Origin of the sequence: Nakamurella panacisegetis (assembly GCF_900104535.1) — a bacterium.
Taxonomy (GTDB): domain Bacteria; phylum Actinomycetota; class Actinomycetes; order Mycobacteriales; family Nakamurellaceae; genus Nakamurella; species Nakamurella panacisegetis.
Map to the genome: position 1 here is coordinate 4,445,090 of NZ_LT629710.1, position 19,532 is coordinate 4,464,621.

Consider the following 19,532-nt stretch of genomic DNA (forward strand, 5'->3'; position numbering starts at 1 on the left):
CAAGTTCGCAGGCATGGATGAACTTGTTCACTTCTGACTCATCGGTCCCAAACCGGTGAAGTTGATCCATGCGGTCGGATTCGCCTGGTGCGACGGCTACGGCCGTGGATGGGCGTGTCCGGCGTGGATCAACTTCGCAGGCATGGATGAACTTGTTCACTTGCGTCCCGCGGGTCCCAGAAGCGTGAAGTTGATCCACGCCGCGCGACCAGGAGCGAGCCACGAAGGGCACGGGGGCTGATCTGCGGAAAGTCTTGAACCTGCGTTCGAACACCTGTACTATTGAGTCATGGCATCAGCGCCGCATCTCGTCGAGCAGCAGCCCGCTGCTGCCCCGTCGACGGCGCCGAACATCGGGAGTACCGCAGATCCTGGTGCGGCGCGGCTGGCCGAGTTGATCGCCGCGGTCAAGGCCCTGGACGCCGACGCGTCCGACGCCGACCTGATCGCCCGGATCGCCGTCTTGGAACAGTTGAAAGCCAGCTGCGCCGCCGCCCAAGCCCGGCTGACCCACACCTTCGCCCTGCAACACACCACCCGCGTGTCGGCGCACATCGCCGACGAGGACTCCCGCCGCTACCGAGCCGACCGCGCCACCGACAGCATCGCCCGACAGATCGCACTGGCCCGCCGGCAATCACCCTGGCACGGCCGACAACTGCTCACCTTGGCCACCGCGCTGCAGACCGACCTCCGTCACACCCGCGCCGCACTGGAGGCGGGACGTACCACCGAACAGCGGGCTCTGGCCGTAGTCACCGAACTGGCCTGCCTCACGGGCGCCGACCGGCGCATCGCCGACGCGGCGATCGCCCCCCAACTACCCCACCTGGGCAACCAGAGCACCGCGGCTACGGCCCGCGGCCTGGCCGCCCGTCTGGACCCGGCTGCCGTGCTGGGCAAGATCCGCGGCGCTGTCGCCGACCGGCACGTCACCCTGCGCCCCGCACCGCACACCATGACCCGACTGTCCGCACTGCTGCCGGTCGCCCACGGCGTCGCGGTCCATGCCGCCCTGCACCAAGCAGTCGCCGCCACCACCACCGCCCCGGGAGGGGACCCCCGCAGCCGCGGACAGATCATGGCCGATGAACTGATCAGCCGCATCACCGGCGGCGCCATCACTGGCTGCGATCCCTACGGCGTCCCCACCCACACCCCGACCGACACCCGCACCTCCACCCAGACCCAGACCCCAAGCAGCAGCGTCGGTGGCCAACCAGCCGACCAGCCAGATCGGCCCCACACCGTCGCCGCGAACACGTGCAGCAACGGCGATGCCGTCGACGACGGCCTGCGCGCAGACGCGGACGAACGCGGAGCAACTCCCGAGGTCGCCGGCGTCGATGTCACCACTGTCAACGCCGCCGCGAGCGACGACGAATGCGCCATTGAGTCCGAGATCGCGGGTGGTGTCGAGGTCGCCGCCCAGGGCGAGATAGCCCCCGCGACCCAGGGCGAGATCCGCCCCGCGACCGTGGGCGGGGCTGCATCCGCCGAAGGGCAGCAGTACACCGGCTCCAACAGGGCCCGCATCGACCGGACCGCCACCGACAGAATTTGCGAGTGCTCGGCGGGCCAGGCTGGCAAGGCGAAAGAACCACCCGGGATCCAACTACGGATCATCATGACCGACCGTGCCCTGTTCGGCGACGACAATGAACCGGCCCACCTGCACGGATACGGACCCATCCCCGCGCCCATCGCCCGAGCTCTGCTGGCCGGCCACGCCGGCTCCGGCACCAAGACGTGGATCAAACGGCTCTACACCGACCCCACCGGCACCCAGCTACTCACCACCGACGCCCGAACCCGGCTCTTCCCAGCGGCCGTCGCCGATTTCATCCAGAACCGCGACCAGACCTGCCGCACTCCGTGGTGCGACGCCCCCATCCGACACATCGACCACATCACGCCCCACACCCGCGGCGGTCCGACCACCATCACCAACGCCCAAGGCCTCTGTGAAGCCTGCAACCTCGCCAAAGAGAACCCTCTCTGGCACACCACCCGCCAGCCCGACGGCAACATCACCACCCACACCCCCGCCAACCACGCCTACGTCAGCCGGCCACCCTCACCGCCACGCTCGACACCCTGGACCGAGCAGCAACCGCTACCGCCCGGCTGGATCCACATCGTCACACCCGCGCACCACAAGTACAGACGGGTTGCCTGACGCCCACCTACCCGAGACCCCACCTACCCGAGACCATCCCGGAGACCCACCGGTACGACGCCGGACACGTGGCATTGCCCCTAGCTTCGCTACCGGCTCGGCATAACTGCTCGAGGAAAGGACCCGCTCAGTGGCGTGACTCCCCTGGCGTCCACTGCTCCGGCGGAGGTTCCGGCGCCCGCCGCGGTGCGCCCTCAGGCGGTGCCTGGTACCAGGCCGGCGGCCCGGCCGACGGCGGCTGACCCGGCTGACCGGGCCCCGGTTGAGGCTGACCGGGCGGTGGATAGCCGGGGTTTCCGGGCGGGAGGTAGTGCGCTCCGGTCGAGGGCGGAGCCGGTGGACGCGAAGCCTCGACCGCCGGCGTGGCCGGAGCCCGGTAAGGCGGTGCGGCCAGGGCCCGAGCGGCGGCGGCCCGAGCGGCGTCGGCATCGGCCCGCTCCCCCGCTGACCGGATGGCGTCTTGATCGGCGATAGTCAGCTGAGCCTCGCGCTCGGCCTGCCTGACCGCCTCGGCCACCTCGGCCGCCGACGTTCCGGCGAACCAATCGGCCACATCGTCATCGATGTCCCCTGGACGAGAGGTGGGGGCATTCGGGTCGTCGGCCGGTGGTTCGTACCGGAACACACCGTCATCGCCCTTGGCGCCCAACATCTTTGCGAATCCTTCGAGCGCGTTTCCGAAGTCGCTGGGAATCATCCAGACCTTGTTGGCGTCACCCTGAGCCATCTGCGGCAGGGTCTGCAGGTACTGGTAGGCCAGCAACTCCGGAGTCGGCTTGCCGGCCTTCACCGCTGCGAAGACCTTCTCGATCGCCTTGGCCTGACCCTGAGCCTGCAGGTAACGCGCCGCCCGTTCGCCCTGCGCCCGCAGGATCCGCGACTGACGCTCACCCTCGGCGGCCAGGATCGACGCCTGCTTCGCGCCCTCGGCGGTCAGCACAGCGGCCTGCTTCTGGCCCTCCGCCGTCTTGATCGACGACTCACGCTGACCTTCGGCGGTCAGGATCATCGCGCGCTTGTCCCGGTCGGCGCGCATCTGCTTCTCCATCGAATCCTGGATCGACGGCGGCGGGTCGATCGCCTTCAGTTCGACCCGCGCGACCCGGATGCCCCACTTGCCGGTGGCCTCGTCGAGCACTCCACGGAGCTGCCCGTTGATGGCGTCGCGGCTGGTCAGCGTCTGTTCCAGGTTCATACCGCCGACGACGTTCCGAAGGGTGGTGGTGGTCAACTGCTCGACCGCGACGATGTAGTTGGCGATCTCGTAGACGGCTGCTCGCGGATCGGTGACCTGGAAATACACGACCGTGTCGATGGACACCGTCAAGTTGTCCTCGGTGATCACCGGCTGCGGCGGGAAGGAGACCACCTGTTCACGCAGATCGATCCGGGCGCGGATCCGATCCAGGAACGGGGCCAGCCAGACCAACCCGGCACTGTTCGTCTTGTGGAACCGGCCCAGCCGCTCGACCACCGCCGCCTGGGCCTGTGGGATGACCTTGACCGATCTGATGACGATGATGATCGCCAGAACGGCGACGATCAGTGCACCGATGAGAACTGGATCCACGACGGCTCCTCGCTGAGTTGTTCAGGGTCCCCAAATGACAACCGCTGTCGCGCCACGCACCTCGACCACCGTGACCGGAGTACCCGGTGGCAGCGGCCGGTGCCCGTCAACCCCTTGGGCCGACCACACCTCACCGCCGATCTTCACCTGCCCGCCCGACGCGTCGACCGTCGACACGACCGTCGCCTTCGATCCGATCACCGCGTCGATGCCGGTGCGGATCTGGGACGGACCGTGGAACCGGCGCAAGAGCGGTGGCCGGGCTCCGATCACCAACCCGACGCTGGTCAGCGCGAATACGATCAGCTGCAGCCACAACAGGTCCGGCGCGATCAACGCCACCCCGGCCGCCAGCAGCGCGCCCCCACCCAGCATGAGCAGCACGAACTCGCCACCCAGCAGTTCAGCCAGCGACAGCAGAACTGCTCCGCTGAACCACACCCAGGCCGGCATGGGTCCAGTCTGCCATGACGGTTTGGCCGCACCATGGCCCGCGAGCGTGACCGGTGTGCACTTGTGTTCCAGTTGTGACTTGTGGCCGGGCGGGCCTACTGCTCGGTCACGAAGTCGATCAAGCGCTCGACGGCCGTGATCAACGGCGTGGCCAGGTCCCGGTAGCTGCCGACCGCACCGTTGACGCGGCCCCACATCACCGCAGTGTCCGAGATGCCAAGGGCGGCACAGACGCCGGTCTTCCAGTCCACGCCGCGCGGCACCGACGGCCACGCCCTGATCCCGACCGACTCCGGACGGACCGCCTCCCAGACATCGATGTACGGGTGCCCCGTGATCAGTACATGCGGCGAAGTGACCTGCACCGCGATCCGCGACTCCTTCGAACCGGCGACCAGATGGTCGGCCAGCACGCCGAGGCGCCGATCCGCGGCCGGCCTGAACTCGGCCACCGCCGCCGGGAGGTTGTCCAACCCGTCGATCGGTTCGACCACGATGCCCTCGACCCGGAGATCATGACCCCACACCCGTTCGATGAGTGCGGCGTCGTGAATCCCCTCGACCCAGATCCGCGCGGCCCGGGCCGTCCGTGCCCGCAGGCCGGCCACGGCCCGGGACCCGGACGCCGACTTCACCGGGGCGGCGGCTGCGGCAGCGGGGCGCACCAGCGTGACCGGTTCCCCGTCGATCAGGAACCGGGCCGGCTCGAGCGGGAACACGCGGCGATTGCCCTTGCGGTCCTCGAGCGTGACGGCGGTCGAGGTGCAGACCACGACCGCCCCACAGAATCCGCTCGCCGAGTCCTCGGCGACCACGTCGACCACGGCCGGAACCTCGGGGATCTGCTTGCGCGGGCGCGGCGTCGACAGGATGTCCTGGCCGTACGGGTCGGCCGGGCGAGCCGGTCGGGCCGGTCGGGCCGGTGCTCCGGCTGGAGCCTGGTACCTGATGCGGACGCGGTCGTCGTATCCCTTGCTCACGCCGGCCGACGCTACGGCAGCCCCACGCGGTGGGCCGGGTATCACCTCACGCTCGGCGGGTCGCCCGGGTCCGGCGGCCCCACCAGGGCCGAATCGTCCGTCCCGTACGGTGGCTGCCATGTCTTCCGTGCACGCCGCGACCACCCTTGCGCTGTGGGCCGCCGCCCGCGCCGGCGGCCGGAGCACCGACGACGTGCTCGCCGCGGTCGACGCGGCCGGTCACCGGGTCGGCGTCCGCGCCGCCACCGCGACGGTCGCCGACCGCACCGGACTTCCCGGGCCTGGCTCCCCGACGGCGGGTTCGATGGCCCTGCTCCCGCTCATGACGTCCGGCGGGGTGCCGGTGCTGCTGCTACCCACGGCGGGCGACCTGCGGGGGTTACCACCCAAGGGCGACATCACCGTTCCCGCCCTCGACTCCGGCGCAGTGGTCGTGTTCCCGGAGCTCGAGGTCGGCGTCGTGCCGACAGACGGCCAGTGGCGTGTGCACAGCTGTCCCGGCCACCACCCGGCTCTGAGCCTGGGCGAGGCCAACGCCGAGATCGACGGGGCCATGGCCGAGGCCACCCGCTCGCTGGTGACCCTGGACATCGCCCGAGGTTCCGAACAGGTCCGCGAGAACGTCCGGCGCCGGATGCTGGACGAGGCCGTGGACACCCCGCCCGGGACACCGACCGCCGCCTCCGCTCTGCTGGCCAAGGTGATCTCGCTGGAGGCCCTTCTCGCCGTGGCCGCCGGGCACGAAACAGCGGCCGTCACGAGCCGCGAACTGGCCGTCGTGGACGACGCCCTCCGCCCCCTGACCACCGCGGTGCGCGCCGGACGCCGCGCCGCGGTGGCCGAAGCAGCCAGGGTGCTCGCGCAGCAGTCGGTCCGTTCGCGCCGCTGACCCCCCCAGCCCCGCGCCGAACACCGCACGAGAACACCGCACCGGAACACCCACGAACAGCGCCGCACAGCAGAAAGGGCGCCGCGACACCCGAAGGTCCCGCGGCGCCCCTGATCCAGCCGGTGCGTGCTACTTTCCGACGACATCCCGGGCGGCATCGGCGATCTTGTCGCCGGCCTGCTTCGTGTCGGCCTTGGCCTGCTCGGCCTGCCCACGCGCCTCGAGGTCTTCGTTGCCCGTCACCTTGCCGGTGGTTTCCTTGACCTTGCCGACCGCTTCTTCGCCGGCGTGCTTCATCTTGTCTCCTACAGACATGGCTCTGCCTTTCCGTTGCTGACTTCGGTCACCGGATCAGTGCCCACTCCGGTCCCGAGCCAATCGTGCCAACGCGCAGCCGGCCAACGCACAGCCACTCGCCCACCGCACAGCCGATCGCTCAGCGGGCGGCCGACTCGCCCTCGGCGAATCCGAGGGCGTGGAACCCGCCGTCGACCATGATCATCGAGCCGGTGGTGGCCGGGAACCAGTCCGACAGCAGGGCGCATGCGGCCTGGGCCACCGGCGTCGGATCGGAGGTGTCCCAACCCAGCGGGGCACGGCCGGTCCAGGCGTCCTCGAGGCCGGAGAACCCGGGGATCGACTTGGCCGCCATGGTCCGGATCGGGCCGGCCGAGACCAGGTTCACCCGGATCCCGCGCGGACCGAGGTCACGGGCCAGGTACCGGGAGACGGACTCCAGGGCCGCCTTGGCCACGCCCATCCAGTTGTAGGCCGGCCACGCCTGCCGGGCGTCGAAGTCGAGCCCGACGATCGAGCCGCCGGAGGACATCAGCGGCAGCGCGGCGACGGCCAGCGCCTTGAGCGAGTACGCCGAGGTGTGCACGGTCGTCGCCACGTCGTTCCAGGCCGTGGCCAGGAAGTCACCGCCCAGCGCACCGGCCGGCGCGAACCCAATGGAGTGCAGCACGCCGTCGATGGTCGGCACGAACTCCGAGACCCGGGTGGCCAACGAGTCCAGGTGCGCCTGGTCGGTCACGTCCAGTTCCACCACCGGCGCCTCCTCCGGCAGCCGCTTGGCAATGCGTTCCACCAGCGACAGCCGGCCGTAACCGGTCAGAACCACCTTCGCCCCCTGCTCCTGGGCCAGCCGGGCCGTGTGGAAGGCCATGGACGCCTCGGTGATGACCCCGCTGATGAGCAGGTTCTTCCCGGTCAGGATTCCGGTCATGTTCGTTGTCCTCGCTTGTCTTTCGTTTCGCGTGATAGGAGCGGGTGGAGCGGGTCAGTGCCCCATGCCGAGGCCGCCGTCGACCGGAATGACGGCGCCGGTCACGTAGGCGGCCTGGTCCGAGGCCAGGAAGGTGACCACGCCCGCGATCTCGTCGGGCGAGGCATAGCGGCGGAGCGGCACCTGCGTCAGGATCTCGGCCCGGCGAGCCTCCGGGAGGCTCCTGGTCATGTCGGTGTCGACGAAGCCGGGGGCGACGACGTTGGCCGTGATGTTCCGGGACCCGAGCTCACGGGCTACCGAGCGGGCCAGCCCGACCAGCCCGGCCTTCGACGCCGAGTAGTTCACCTGGCCGGCCCCACCGGACAGCCCGACGACCGACGAGATGAAGATCATCCGGCCCCACCGCTTCTTGAGCATGCCGGATGCGGCGCGCTTGGCCATCCGGTAGGCCCCGGTCAGGTTCGCGTCGACCACGGAGGTGAACGAGTCCTCGCTCATCCGCAGCAGCAACCCGTCGTCGGTGATACCGGCGTTGCTGACCAGGATCTCCACCGGGCCCTGCCGGGCCTCGACCTCCTTGAAGGCGGCGTCGACCGCGGCGGCGTCGGTGACGTCGCAGATGACTCCGGCCAGGCCGGCCGGCGCTTCACCGCTGCGGTGGGTCACGGTAACCCGGTGTCCGGCCGCGGCCAGGCTGCGGGCGATCGACAGTCCGATCCCCCGGTTGCCTCCGGTGACCAGCACCGAGCGAGGGACGAACGAGCTCTCGTCGGCGGATGCGACCGATGATTCAACCGATGACACGGGGGCGGACCTCCTACAGGTGCGGGCATGATGACGCCGCAGGGCGATTGGCCCCGCCGCGCCTGATGACCCTATCGGCCGACTGCGGCGACTGCTGGATCGACGGGCCGGACGGTGACCACCGTCCCCGCGTCAGGGAATGCGGCCGCCGATCACCAGGGCACCGGCCGCGCCGAGCATCACCAGCAGGGTGCCGGCGATCAACCAGGGGCGGGACACGTCCGCCTGCTTCACCTCGTAACCGATCTGCTCGCCCAGTTGCGAGTACACCGACTTCAATTCCTGGGCAGTGGCGGCCGTGTGGAAGTCGCCGCCGGAGACCTTCGCGATCTGCTGCATCGACGAGGTGTCCAGCGGCACCGCGATCACCGAACCCTGGAAGGTGATGGTCCCGTGGTCGGTGCCGAAGGCGATCATGGAGATCGGAACCTTGGCCGCGGCCGCCTGCTTCGCGGCGTCGTCGACACTGCGTCCGACCGTCTGCTTGCCGTCGGTCATCATCACGATCCGGGCCGGGGCCGGCCCGTCGGCGCCGCTGATGGTCTTGGCGAACACGTTGATCGTCTGCAGGCAGGAGATGATCGCGTCACCGGTGGCGGTGCGCTCGTCCAGCTTGAGGCCGGCGATCGCGGCGATGGCCGGCGCCCGATCGGTGGTCGGCGAGACGAGCACGGTCGAGATTCCGGCGAACGAGACGATCCCGAGGTTGACCCCGGGGGTCAGCTCCTTCACGAACTCGGTCGCCGCCGCCTTCGCCGCGTCGAGCCGGTTGGGTGAGACGTCCGTCGACTCCATGGACAGCGAGACGTCGATGGCGAGCATCACGGTGGCGCGGTTGCGGGGGACCTTGGTGCTCGCGGTCGGGCCGGCCAGCGCCACCGTGAGCAGGATCAGGCCGACCAGGATGACGCCGGTCGGCAGGTGACGCAGCCGACCCGGCCGCTTCGGGGCCACCCGCTCGAGCAGTTCCAGGTTGGCGAAACGCATCGTGTGACGACGGGCCCGCCGTTGGGCGAGCACGTAACCGATGATCAACGCGGCGACGGCGATGCCGGCGGTGAACCAGACCGGATGGACGAAACTCACCGGGGTGCCCCGCTCGCCGTGGCCGGGGTGATCGCCGATCCGGCCGCCGTGGACGGGCCGCCGGCCCAACCGCGTTTGCGGGACAGCACGAAGCGCAGGACGTCGGCGATCCAGTCCCCATCGGTCCGCAACGTCAGCTGCGCGGCTCCGGAGCGCCGCAGCGCGGTGGCCACGTTGCGCCGATGTTCGGCCGAGGCCTCGGCGAAGTCCGCCCGCAACCGCGCCGTGGTGTGCACTTCCTTGGTGCGGCCGGTCTCCGGGTCGAGCAGGGTGACCAATCCGACCGCCGGCAGTTCCAGGTCGCGGGGATCGAGGATCTCGATGGCCAGCAGGTCGTGCCGGCCGGACAGCGCCCGCAGCGAACGCTCCCAGTCGATGTCACCGAGGAAGTCGGACACCACCACGGCCAGACCCCGCCGCCGCGGCGGGCGGCGGAGTTGCTCGATCGCCGCGGCCAGGTCACCGCGTCGGCCGACCTCGGACCGGGGTGTCGTGGCCAGCGCGCGCAACAGGTGCTGCAGGCTGGCCTTACCGCCTCGCGCCGGGTACCGGATCGTGCCGCTGCCGGAGGCGACAACGGCGCCGAGCCGGTTGCCGCCACCCCCGGTCAGATGTCCGACCGCGGCCGCCGCGGCGACCACGAGGTCCCGCTTCTCGCAGTCGGCCGTCCCGAAGTCCAGAGACGCGGACAGATCGGCGACCAGCCAGGTCTCGAGCTCCCGGTCGGCCACCGTCTGCCGGATGTGCGCCTCGGTGGTGCGCGCCGTCACCGACCAGTCCATCCGGCGGACGTCGTCACCCGCGTAGTACGGCCGGGCGTCACCGGGCTCGGTGCCCGGGCCCGGGACCAGCCCGAGATGGTTGCCCTGCAGCAGACCGTCCAACCGCCGGCGGACGGTGAGCTCCAGCGAGGTCAGGGCGGCATCCAGGCGCGCCGGGTCGGCCGTCGACGGCGGCGCGGCGCGGCGGGTTCCCCGGCCCGCCTCCGGCATCAGGCGACCCCGGTGTTGGTGTACGGGCTCACCTGGGGCAACGGAATGGCCTGGAGCAACTTGGTCAGGATGGTGTCCACCGGGATCCCGTCGGCCAGGGCGTCGTAGGAGAGCACCAGCCGGTGCCGCAGCACATCCGGCGCCACGTCGATGACGTCCTGGGGCACCACGAAATCGCGCCCTCGCACCAGGGCGAGCGCCCGCGACGCCGAGATGATGCCCAGCGAGGCACGCGGTGACGCACCGTAGGAGAGCCAGCCGGCCACGTCGGCCAGACCGTGCTCGGCCGGCGTCCGGGTCGCGTAGACCAGGCGCACCACGTAGTCGACCAGCGCATGGTGGACGAACACGTTGGCCGCCACCTGCTGCAGCCGGGACAATTCGGTGATCGGCAGCACCTGCTGGGCCACCGGCGGGGTGACCCCCATCCGGTACACGATCTCGCGTTCCTCGTCCGGCTCCGGATACCCGACCATCAGCTTGAACAGGAAACGGTCGCGCTGGGCCTCGGGCAGCGGGTAGACGCCCTCGTTCTCGATCGGGTTCTGGGTGGCCATCACCAGGAACGGATCGGGCATCGGGTAGGTCTTCCCACCGATGGAGACGTGCCGCTCGGCCATCACCTCGAGCAGCGCCGACTGAACCTTGGCCGGAGCCCGGTTGATCTCGTCGGTGAGGACGAAGTTGGCCACGACCGGCCCGAGTTCGGTGTCGAACTCCTCGCGACCGGCGCGATAGATGCGGGTGCCGAGCAGGTCGGACGGCACCAGGTCGGGGGTGAACTGGATCCGGGAGAAGGTTCCGCCGACCACCCGCGCGAAGGTCTCCACAGCGAGGGTCTTGGCCACGCCGGGCACACCTTCGATCAGCAGATGTCCCTTGGCCAGCAGTCCGACCAGCATCCGCTCGACCAGACGGTCCTGCCCGACGATCACCTTCTTGACCTCGAAGACAGTGCGCTCCAACAACTGTGCGTCGCGGGACGGAGCCGGACGCTCCTGGTATCCGACCGGCGGCGGGCCCTGGACGAACGGGGCGGCGGCCGGCGGAGCTCCCGGCGGGGGCTGGCCCTGCGCGTACGGACGCGGCGGCGGGGTGAAGGAGGCGGGTGACTGGGGTACACCCGGCCGGCTCCTGTCCGACCGTGCCGGGTCGAACTCGGATTCGCTGGTTGCCTCGGCCGTCACCGGCTGCTCCTTCATGTTGTGCACTGCCTACCCCGCCAATCCCACCACTCAATCATGACCACATGTGTGGGTTCGACCCGATCCGCCCCACCGTCGCAGATCGTCCGGGGTGTCGATGTCGGCCGTGGTGGTGCGGTTGGCGTTCACCACGCCGGCGATCAACGGGCCGAGCAGGTCGGACAGCCGGCCGTTGTGCCAACTCTCACGGGAGCCGGCCGCCGCCCGCAGGGCCGACCACCGCCAGATGCCGGCCAGGTACTGCTGACGGCCGTCCGGATCGGCCAGGACGACCCCCGTCCGGTCGGCGGTCCGCATCGCCCCGGTGAGTTCGTCGATCGCTTCAGCGGAAATGCCCGGAAGATCAGCGGCCAGGACGGCGACCAGGTCGTCCGGTGCGGGAAGGGCGTCGGCCAGGGCAGCCAGTCCGGCGACCAGTCCGGCGGCCGGTCCACCGCCGGCCGGCGACTCGCGGGTCTGACGGACACCGGGCGGGAGTTCACGCGGTGGGCCGACGACAACGGTCAGCGCCGGCGCCACCGCCCGGATCGCGGTGTCCAGGAGGGTGGATCCGGCGACCAGGAGCCCGGGCTTGTCGACATCACCGAGCCGGCGGCCGGAGCCGCCGGCCAAGATGACCGCGAAACGGGGACGATCAGGTGCCGGGACGGGTGGCACCGATGTAGCCGTTGTCGAAGACGGCCGAGGTGATATGGACGTACGCACCGGAGTACGGAGCCTCCACCATCATCCCGTTGCCGGCGTACATGGTGACGTGATGGATGGTGCTCGGGTCCGACGTGTCGTTCGCGTAGAACAGCAGGTCGCCGGGCATCAGGTTGGACTGCGAGACGTGCTGGCCCAGCGTGTACTGGTAGACCGAGTAGTTCGGGATGGAGACGCCCTCCTGGGCCCAGCCGTAGGACGTGAGACCCGAGCAGTCGAAGCCGACGATGTTGCAGTCGTTCTCGGCGCCGTTCGGGCCACAGATACCCAGGGTCGGGCCGCTGCTGTTGCCACCACCCCACGAGTACGGGGTGCCGACCCACCGCTCGGCGGCGGCGACCGCAGCCTGGCCCTTGGTCGCTGACCAACCACCTGCGGAAGCGGAGGAGCCCGAGGACGACGAAGAACCGGACGACGAGCCGGACGAGGAACCCGACGAGGACGAGCCGGACGACGAAGAGCCGGAGCCGCTGTGCAGGACCTCGCACGCGATGCCATTGCCATTGCTGTCGAGTGCGGACCGATAGCCCGGCTTGCCCCGCTTGATCGGCGCCGCGCCGGCCGCGACGGCATCGGCGCACGTGGCGTAGTAGACCACCGACGGCTTGGCGGCGTTCGCCTTGTCGGCGGCGGCCGCCGCGGCAGCGGCGTCGGCTCTCCGTTGGGCCTGAGCCGCACGCAGTTCGGCCGCCTCGTCGGCCCGGGCCTTGGCGATCTTGGCCGCGGCCAGCGCCGCCGCCTGCTCCCGCGCGGCCTGTGCGGCCGCGGCCCGGGCGGCCGCTTCCGCGGCCGCCTTCATGCGGGCCCGCTCGGCGGCGGCTGCGCGCGCCTCGGCCGCCGCCTTGGCGGCGGCTGCCTTCTCGGCGGCCAGCTTCTCGGCGGCGGCCTTCTTCGCGGCAGCGATCGCGGCGAGACGGATGCGCTCTTCCTCCGCCTTCTTGGCGGCCAGCCACTGGTTGTACTGCGCGCGCTGGTTCTGCAGGTCCGCGACCTTGCTCAGCGCCAGCTGGTAGTCGTTCTCCTGCTGGTCGAGCTGAGCGTTCAACTGGGCCAGACGCGCCTTGCCCGCGACGAACGCGTCATCAGCCGTCTTCTTGGCCTGGACGGCCGTGGCCTGGGCCGCCGTCGCCGCCTCCTTGGCGGCATTGGCCTTGTCCCGGGCCACCTTTGCGTCCGAATCGGCGTTGGCCTTGTCGCTCAGCGACGTCTGCAGCTTGGCGATGACGTTCAGCTGGGACTTGGAGATCTCGGTCAGCAGCTGCTGCCGGGAGAGCAGGTCGCTGGCACTGGAGGAATCCATCAGCGCGGTCATCGAGCCCAGCACCGAGCCCTGCCGGAACGACGCCGCGGCGAACGCGGCCGCCTTGTCCTGGGCGTCGGTGATGGCCCCACCGGCGGTGACCGCGGCCTTCTCCGCATTGTCAGCCGCGGTCTGCGCCTCGGCCGCGTCGGACTGGGCGATCTGGACGTCGATCAGGGCCTTCTTGACCAGCTCACCCTTGAGCTCCATGTCGTCGTTCAACTGGGTGATCTGGTTCTGCGTGCTCGACACCAGACCGGAAAGGCGACCCACCTCGGCGGCCGAACTCTGGGCGGTCGACTGAGAATCCTGGATCTGTTGATCGGAAGGGTTGGGCGGCGGCGGTGGCACCGCCCCGGCCTGTACGCCAACGCCGAGGAACAGGCTGATGGAAAGGATCGCGCAGATGCTGGTCGAGATCATGGATCGCGCACGGCCGGCAGACGCCACGACATCTCCTCCCCCGTGGTGACCACGGCTGGATAACGGATCCTGTGAGAGATCCGACGAACCTCATGCGTATCTTCTGTCAATGCGACACGCCAGGTAGCACCATGCCACTTTGTCCCCCCGAAACGCCAGTGGTCACTGCCAACACACTGGTCCCATTTCGGACATTTCGGGCAGAGTTCATCCTTCTGGGCGCCGCAGCCGAACGCGGTGACTGTCAGTCACGGGGCTCTGGCCGCCGGAATCAACTTATTCCGGCCGAACCGGACCGGACCGGGAGCGGGATCGGTCACACTGGAGCCGTGCCGACAGCCAACCCTTACGTAGCGGACAGTCCGCACACAGGAGCCGCGCGCCCGACGCTCGCGGGCCGAGTCGCCTGCGTGGCCGGCACCGGTCTCGGGCTCTCCCTCGCGGTCGGGGGCACCTTCGGTTCCTGGGTGGTGTCCGGGGGTGTCGAGCGGAACAGTTACGCGATCGTCGGGATCATCGATCGGCTGGGAGTGTTGGGCGACGGCTTCGGCGCCCATGCCCTGTCCTGGTGGCCGCTGCTCGGACCACTGGCCATCGTGCCGGTCATCGCCGGCATCCTGCGGTGGTGGCGCACCGCGTCCGTTCTGTCGCTGTTGTTCGGCGTGCTGATCGGGGTGATCGGGGCGGGCGTGCTGGCCGTGGCCTCCGGGCACCGCACGGCGGGGATTGCCCTCGATCCGTCCGGTCCGGTGGTCACCGTGATCGGTGCCGTGCTCGTGCTGTGCGGATCGATCCCGCACCTCGTCCTCGAGCGCCGCCGACGACGCCTGCCGCCGATCCATCCTTTCCACGTATCAGCGGAACCCTTCGCGGATTCCTCACGTCGGACGCATCAACCAGACTCGTACGAAGCGCATCGATATCAGTGACAGGGAGGAGCCAGGATGAGTGAGAACTACGGACCGCAGAATCCATACGGGCAGACACCAGGGGGTCAGCCGGGCTGGCAGCCGCAAGGCCCGCCCGGTGGGAGGCAGCCCGGATGGCAGCCGCAGGGCCCGCCGAGCGGAGGGCAGCCCACCTATGGAACGCCCAGCACCGGAGCGCAGCCCCAGTACGGCCAACCGCCGGCCCAGCCCCAGTACGGCCAACCGCCGGCCCAGCCCCAGTACGGGCAGCCCCAGTACGGGCAGCCGGGCTACGGGCCGGGTCAGCCGCAGTACGGGCAGCCGGCGTCCGATGTCAACCAGCCGTCGTACGGACAGCAGTTCGGTCCGGGCGGTCCTGGTCTTCCGACGCCCTCCGCCCCGGTGAAGAAGAGCCACACGGCCCTCATCGTCACCGTGGTCGCGGTCGTGGTCGCGTTGCTCGCCGGCGGCGGCATCTACTGGTTCGGCATCAGGGACACCAAGAGCGCCGGTGGTCAGGCCAGCCCACAGGAGGCGGCCAACGCGATGCTCGTTTCGCTCAGCCAGAAGGATCCGATCGGTGTGGCCGATCAGCTCGACCCGGCCGAGGCGTCCCTCTTCTCCGATCTGAACGGTGAGTTCCTCACCGAGCTCAAGCGCCTGCAGATCCTGCAGCCCAGCGCGAGTGCCACCTCGCTCACGGGTTCGAAGATCACCGTCTCCGGCCTGACCTACGGCGCCACCGACCAGATCAGCGACCACGAGCAGGTGGTCACCCTGACCGGCGGGACCGTCACCGTCACCAGTGATCCGTCCCAGCTGCCGGTCACCGACAAGATCAAGAACGCCGCCGGGACGGCCCTGGCCAAGTCCGCTCAGACGAAGACCTACAACATCGCCGACGAGGTCAAGAAGCTGGGTCACCCCATCCGGATCGCCACCGTCAATCGCAACGGCAAGTGGTATCCGAGCCTGTTCTACACGGCGGCCGACTACTGGGCCCAGTCGGCGAAGGTCGGTAACCCCACCTCCGCCGACTACATCGCCCCGGCCGGCGGCAGCAGCCCGGAGGACGCGATGAACCAGCTGCTGAGCGCGGCCACCAGCGGTGACTACACCAAGCTGATCGCCCTGCTGCCCCCGCAGGAGATGGGCGTGATGCACGACTACGGCAAGCTGATCGTCGGCAAGATCCCGGCGTCGAACGGGTCGGCGATGGGTTCGGTCAAGTTCTCCAACGCGACCTGGAACGTCACCGACGTCGCCGGCGGCAAGAAGGTCTCGCTGAAGACCCTGACCGTGACCGCGGGCAGCCAGACCGTCACCGTGAAGGTCGACGGCAGCACGCTGACGGTCAGTGTCGCCGGGCAGCCGGACGTGGTCCTGAGCAAGGACACCATCGGGGACTTCATCACCTCGAAGATCATGGGCGGCAGTTCGTCCAACTCGGTCCCGCCGCAGGTGCTCAAGATCGCCGCCCAGGAGTTCCAGCAGCTGCTCGGCCTCGGTGTCGTGATGACGCAGGACGGCAACTCCTGGTACGTCAGCCCGGTCCGTTCGTATGCGGAGATCTTCGTGTCGCTGCTCAAGGGATTGGAGCCGGCCGACGTGGACTACCTGCTGACGCTGGCCAAGAAGTAGACATCGGCCCGAAGTAGACCTCGGCCCGGGTGAACTCGCCCGGACGCCGGAGGCCGTGCGGAGCATCTGCTCCGCACGGCCTCTCGTGCTTTTCACCCCGGCCCGTCGAGCCCGGTTGCCGCTCTAACAGGACAAGCGTACTGTTTGGATCAACGCGGTCGAAGGTGCCCACGCGAGAGCGCTCGAAATGCGCTTTGTATGGTGGCTTTCACGCCGCGTCACATGTTTCGCCGACCTCATCCAGCCTGCTCGCCGCACGGGTGGATCCGCGACGGGCACTTCCCTGCCGCGGGACGATTCGCCGCCATCGAAGAAGGAGCTACCGCGTGTCTTCCACTCAGGACAGTTTCGCCGCCAAGCAGACCCTGACCGTCACTTCCGGTTCTGGTGACCAGAGCTACGAGATCTACAAGATCAAGGACGTCCCCGGGCTGGAGAACGCGGCCAAGCTGCCCTTCTCGCTGAAGGTGCTGCTGGAGAACCTCGTCCGCACCGAGGACGGCGCCAACATCACCCGGGAGCACATCCTGGCCCTGGCGAACTGGGATCCCAACGCCGAGCCGGACACCGAGATCCAGTTCACCCCGGCCCGCGTCATCATGCAGGACTTCACGGGTGTCCCGTGCATCGTCGACCTGGCCACCATGCGCGAGGCGATGGCCGATCTCGGCGGCGACCCGGACAAGATCAACCCGCTGGCCCCGGCCGAGATGGTCATCGATCACTCGGTCATCGCCGACGTCTTCGGGCGGGCGGACGCCTTCGAACGGAACGTCGAGCTGGAGTACGAGCGCAACCGGGAGCGCTACCAGTTCCTGCGCTGGGGCCAGACCGCGTTCGACGAGTTCAAGGTCGTCCCGCCCGGGACCGGAATCGTCCACCAGGTCAACATCGAGCACCTGGCCCGCGTGGTCATGGTCCGCGGCGGCAAGGCCTACCCGGACACGCTGGTCGGCACCGACTCCCACACCACGATGGTCAACGGCCTCGGCGTGCTCGGCTGGGGCGTTGGCGGCATCGAGGCCGAGGCGGCCATGCTCGGCCAGCCCGTGTCCATGCTGATCCCGCGCGTGGTCGGCTTCAAGCTCACCGGCGCGCTGCCCGACGGCACCACGGCCACCGACCTGGTGCTGACCATCACCGAGATGCTGCGCAAGCACGGCGTGGTCGGCAAGTTCGTCGAGTTCTACGGCGAGGGTGTGGCCGCGGTCCCGCTGGCCAACCGCGCGACCATCGGCAACATGAGCCCGGAGTTCGGCTCGACCGCGGCCATGTTCCCGATCGACGAGGAAACCATCACCTACATGCGGCTCACCGGCCGCCCCGAGGAACAGCTGGCCCTGGTCGAGGCCTACGCCAAGGCCCAGGGACTCTGGCACGACGCGGCCGTCGAACCGGTCTTCTCCGAGTACCTCTCGCTCGACCTGGCCACCATCGTTCCGTCGATCGCCGGCCCGAAGCGCCCGCAGGACCGCGTGATCCTGTCCGAGTCGGTTCCGGTGTTCCGTGAGGCCCTGAAGGCGTACGCCAGCAACGGCGACGCGCACGACTCGGTCGACGAGCAGGGCCTGGAGACGTTCCCGGCGTCGGACGCGCCGTCGCACGACCCGCACCAGACCTCGGACTCCTACCCGCCGGTGCCGGCGGCTCCGGCCGCGACCTCGGGTTCGCGCCGGGCCTCGAAGCCGACCAAGGTCGTCATGGACGGTCAGGAATTCGAACTGGACCACGGCCACGTCGCCGTCGCCGCCATCACCTCGTGCACCAACACGTCGAACCCGCAGGTCATGATCGGCGCCGCGCTGCTGGCCAAGAAGGCAGTGGAGCGGGGTCTGGAGCGCAAGCCCTGGGTCAAGACCACGCTCTCCCCCGGCTCCAAGGTGGTCATGGACTACTACGAGCGGGCCGGCCTGCTCCCCTACATGGAAAAGCTCGGCTTCAACCTGGCCGGCTTCGGCTGCATGACGTGCATCGGCAACTCGGGCCCGCTGCAGGACGAGATCTCGGCCGCGATCAACGAGGCCGATCTGGCCGTCGTCTCGGTGCTCTCGGGCAACCGGAACTTCGAGGGCCGGATCAACCCCGACATCAAGATGAACTACCTGGCGTCCCCGCCGCTGGTCGTGGCCTACGCGCTGGCCGGTTCCATGGACATCGACATCACCCGCGACTCTCTCGGCGACGACCAGCACGGGAACCCGGTCTACCTGCACGACATCTGGCCCTCGCCGGCGGAGGTCGAGGAAGTCATCGCCCAGGCGATCAACCAGGAGATGTTCACCCGCGACTACGCCGACGTGTTCGCCGGCGACGAGCGCTGGAAGAGCCTGCCCACGCCGACCGGGAAGACCTTCGAGTGGGACCCGGACTCGACGTACGTCCGCAAGCCCACCTACTTCGAGGGCATGTCGCCCGAGCCGTCGCCGGTCGTCGACATCTCGGGGGCCCGGGTGCTGGCCAAGCTGGGTGATTCGGTGACCACCGACCACATCTCCCCGGCCGGCAACATCAAGGCCGGCACCCCGGCTGCGCAGTACCTGACCGAGCACGGCGTGACGCGCAAGGACTTCAACTCCTACGGCTCCCGCCGCGGCAACCACGAGGTGATGATCCGCGGCACCTTCGCCAACATCCGGCTGCGCAACCAGCTGCTGGACGGTGTCGAGGGCGGGTACACCCGCAACTTCCTGGCCGACGGGGAGCAGTCGTTCATCTACGACGCGTCCGCCGCCTACCAGGCCGCCGGCGTTCCCCTGGTGATCCTGGCCGGTGCCGAGTACGGCTCCGGATCGTCCCGGGACTGGGCGGCCAAGGGCACCGCGCTGCTCGGCGTGAAGGCCGTCATCGCCGTCTCCTACGAGCGCATCCACCGCTCGAACCTGATCGGCATGGGTGTCATCCCGTTGCAGTTCCCGGCCGGCGAGACGGCCGACACGCTCGGCCTTTCCGGCACCGAGACCTTCGCCATCTCCGGCATCACGGCCCTCAACGAGGGCTCGACCCCGAAGTCCGTCACGGTCACCGCCACGCCGGCGGATGCCGGGGCGGCACCGATCGTCTTCGAGGCCAAGGTGCGCATCGACACCCCCGGTGAGGCCGACTACTACCGCAATGGCGGCATCATGCAGTACGTGCTGCGGAACCTGCTCGCCGCGTCGAAGTAGGG

16 protein-coding genes are annotated in these 19,532 nt (G+C 69.4%); 5 read left to right on the forward strand and 11 right to left on the reverse strand.

Annotated elements, in window-relative coordinates; translation table 11 throughout:
* Positions 1 to 289: 289 nt before the first annotated feature.
* Positions 290 to 2,179 carry an HNH endonuclease gene (locus BLS97_RS24300; protein ID WP_197676288.1) on the forward strand — a complete coding sequence of 630 codons (1,890 nt, stop codon included), beginning with the start codon at positions 290 to 292 and terminating at the stop codon, positions 2,177 to 2,179.
* 127 nt (positions 2,180 to 2,306) lie between these two features.
* Here the strand turns inward: BLS97_RS24300 and BLS97_RS20025 are convergent, their stop codons facing one another.
* From BLS97_RS20025 to BLS97_RS20035, 3 genes are all read right to left on the reverse strand, one after another.
* Complete coding sequence (locus BLS97_RS20025; protein ID WP_172832395.1) at positions 2,307 to 3,722, reverse strand: SPFH domain-containing protein; 1,416 nt, start codon at positions 3,720 to 3,722, stop codon at positions 2,307 to 2,309.
* Positions 3,723 to 3,770: 48 nt separating this feature from the next.
* A complete protein-coding gene (locus BLS97_RS20030; RefSeq protein WP_090479658.1) occupies positions 3,771 to 4,202 on the reverse strand; it encodes an NfeD family protein in 432 nt (143 codons plus the stop codon).
* Positions 4,203 to 4,297: 95 nt separating this feature from the next.
* Entirely contained in the window at positions 4,298 to 5,074 is a 777-nt protein-coding gene (locus tag BLS97_RS20035) for a DUF3097 family protein (protein WP_407938075.1), read from the reverse strand.
* 226 nt (positions 5,075 to 5,300) lie between these two features.
* Between BLS97_RS20035 and BLS97_RS20040 the strand changes: the two genes are divergently transcribed.
* Positions 5,301 to 6,071 carry a hypothetical protein gene (locus BLS97_RS20040; RefSeq protein WP_157695573.1) on the forward strand — a complete coding sequence of 257 codons (771 nt, stop codon included), beginning with the start codon at positions 5,301 to 5,303 and terminating at the stop codon, positions 6,069 to 6,071.
* Positions 6,072 to 6,200: 129 nt separating this feature from the next.
* Here BLS97_RS20040 and BLS97_RS20045 read toward each other — a convergent pair whose 3' ends face one another.
* The 8 genes from BLS97_RS20045 to BLS97_RS20080 all read right to left on the reverse strand — a co-directional run bounded on the left by BLS97_RS20045 (position 6,201) and on the right by BLS97_RS20080 (position 13,844).
* Positions 6,201 to 6,368 carry a CsbD family protein gene (locus BLS97_RS20045; protein WP_231988211.1) on the reverse strand — a complete coding sequence of 56 codons (168 nt, stop codon included), beginning with the start codon at positions 6,366 to 6,368 and terminating at the stop codon, positions 6,201 to 6,203.
* Positions 6,369 to 6,507: 139 nt separating this feature from the next.
* On the reverse strand, positions 6,508 to 7,299 hold the full coding sequence (gene fabI, locus BLS97_RS20050) for an enoyl-ACP reductase FabI (RefSeq protein ID WP_090479667.1): 792 nt from the start codon (positions 7,297 to 7,299) through the stop codon (positions 6,508 to 6,510).
* A gap of 54 nt (positions 7,300 to 7,353) precedes the next feature.
* Positions 7,354 to 8,106, reverse strand: coding sequence for a 3-oxoacyl-ACP reductase FabG (fabG, locus tag BLS97_RS20055; RefSeq protein WP_090479671.1), 753 nt, complete (start codon positions 8,104 to 8,106; stop codon positions 7,354 to 7,356).
* A gap of 132 nt (positions 8,107 to 8,238) precedes the next feature.
* The gene (locus tag BLS97_RS20060) at positions 8,239 to 9,192 is read right to left on the reverse strand and encodes a VWA domain-containing protein (protein ID WP_090482729.1); all 954 of its coding nucleotides are present in this window, start codon (positions 9,190 to 9,192) and stop codon (positions 8,239 to 8,241) included.
* Positions 9,189 to 10,184, reverse strand: a complete 996-nt coding sequence (locus tag BLS97_RS20065; protein WP_090479675.1) for a DUF58 domain-containing protein — start codon at positions 10,182 to 10,184, stop codon at positions 9,189 to 9,191. The genes BLS97_RS20060 and BLS97_RS20065 overlap by 4 nt, the downstream gene beginning before the upstream one ends.
* Positions 10,184 to 11,371 carry an AAA family ATPase gene (locus BLS97_RS20070; protein WP_231988212.1) on the reverse strand — a complete coding sequence of 396 codons (1,188 nt, stop codon included), beginning with the start codon at positions 11,369 to 11,371 and terminating at the stop codon, positions 10,184 to 10,186. Before BLS97_RS20070 ends, BLS97_RS20065 begins: the two co-directional genes overlap by 1 nt.
* Before the next feature lie 48 nt (positions 11,372 to 11,419).
* The gene (gene mobA / locus BLS97_RS20075; RefSeq protein ID WP_157695574.1) at positions 11,420 to 12,046 is read right to left on the reverse strand and encodes a molybdenum cofactor guanylyltransferase; all 627 of its coding nucleotides are present in this window, start codon (positions 12,044 to 12,046) and stop codon (positions 11,420 to 11,422) included.
* Positions 12,024 to 13,844 (reverse strand): NlpC/P60 family protein, encoded by a 1,821-nt coding sequence (locus BLS97_RS20080; protein WP_157695575.1) that lies wholly within the window; start codon positions 13,842 to 13,844, stop codon positions 12,024 to 12,026. Before BLS97_RS20080 ends, mobA begins: the two co-directional genes overlap by 23 nt.
* A gap of 383 nt (positions 13,845 to 14,227) precedes the next feature.
* Between BLS97_RS20080 and BLS97_RS20085 the strand changes: the two genes are divergently transcribed.
* The 3 genes from BLS97_RS20085 (at position 14,228) to BLS97_RS20095 (ending at position 19,530) form a co-directional block, all read left to right on the forward strand.
* On the forward strand, positions 14,228 to 14,746 hold the full coding sequence (locus tag BLS97_RS20085; RefSeq protein WP_090479683.1) for a hypothetical protein: 519 nt from the start codon (positions 14,228 to 14,230) through the stop codon (positions 14,744 to 14,746).
* Between the two features lie 15 nt (positions 14,747 to 14,761).
* Positions 14,762 to 16,366: a hypothetical protein gene (locus BLS97_RS23625; protein ID WP_197676289.1), complete on the forward strand. Its 1,605-nt coding sequence runs from the start codon at positions 14,762 to 14,764 to the stop codon at positions 16,364 to 16,366.
* Positions 16,367 to 16,692: 326 nt separating this feature from the next.
* The gene (locus BLS97_RS20095; protein WP_090479687.1) at positions 16,693 to 19,530 is read left to right on the forward strand and encodes an aconitate hydratase; all 2,838 of its coding nucleotides are present in this window, start codon (positions 16,693 to 16,695) and stop codon (positions 19,528 to 19,530) included.
* Positions 19,531 to 19,532 lie beyond the last annotated feature (2 nt).

Bases quoted from the DNA above. Each gene is read 5' to 3' on its own strand.
- BLS97_RS20045 (WP_231988211.1), bottom strand. From the start codon at position 6,368: ATGAAGCACGCCGGCGAAGAAGCGGTCGGCAAGGTCAAGGAAACCACC.
- fabI (WP_090479667.1), bottom strand. From the start codon at position 7,299: ATGACCGGAATCCTGACCGGGAAGAACCTGCTCATCAGCGGGGTCATC.
- BLS97_RS23625 (WP_197676289.1), top strand. From the start codon at position 14,762: ATGAGTGAGAACTACGGACCGCAGAATCCATACGGGCAGACACCAGGG.
- BLS97_RS24300 (WP_197676288.1), top strand. From the start codon at position 290: ATGGCATCAGCGCCGCATCTCGTCGAGCAGCAGCCCGCTGCTGCCCCG.
- BLS97_RS20040 (WP_157695573.1), top strand. From the start codon at position 5,301: ATGTCTTCCGTGCACGCCGCGACCACCCTTGCGCTGTGGGCCGCCGCC.
- BLS97_RS20030 (WP_090479658.1), bottom strand. From the start codon at position 4,202: ATGCCGGCCTGGGTGTGGTTCAGCGGAGCAGTTCTGCTGTCGCTGGCT.
- BLS97_RS20065 (WP_090479675.1), bottom strand. From the start codon at position 10,184: ATGCCGGAGGCGGGCCGGGGAACCCGCCGCGCCGCGCCGCCGTCGACG.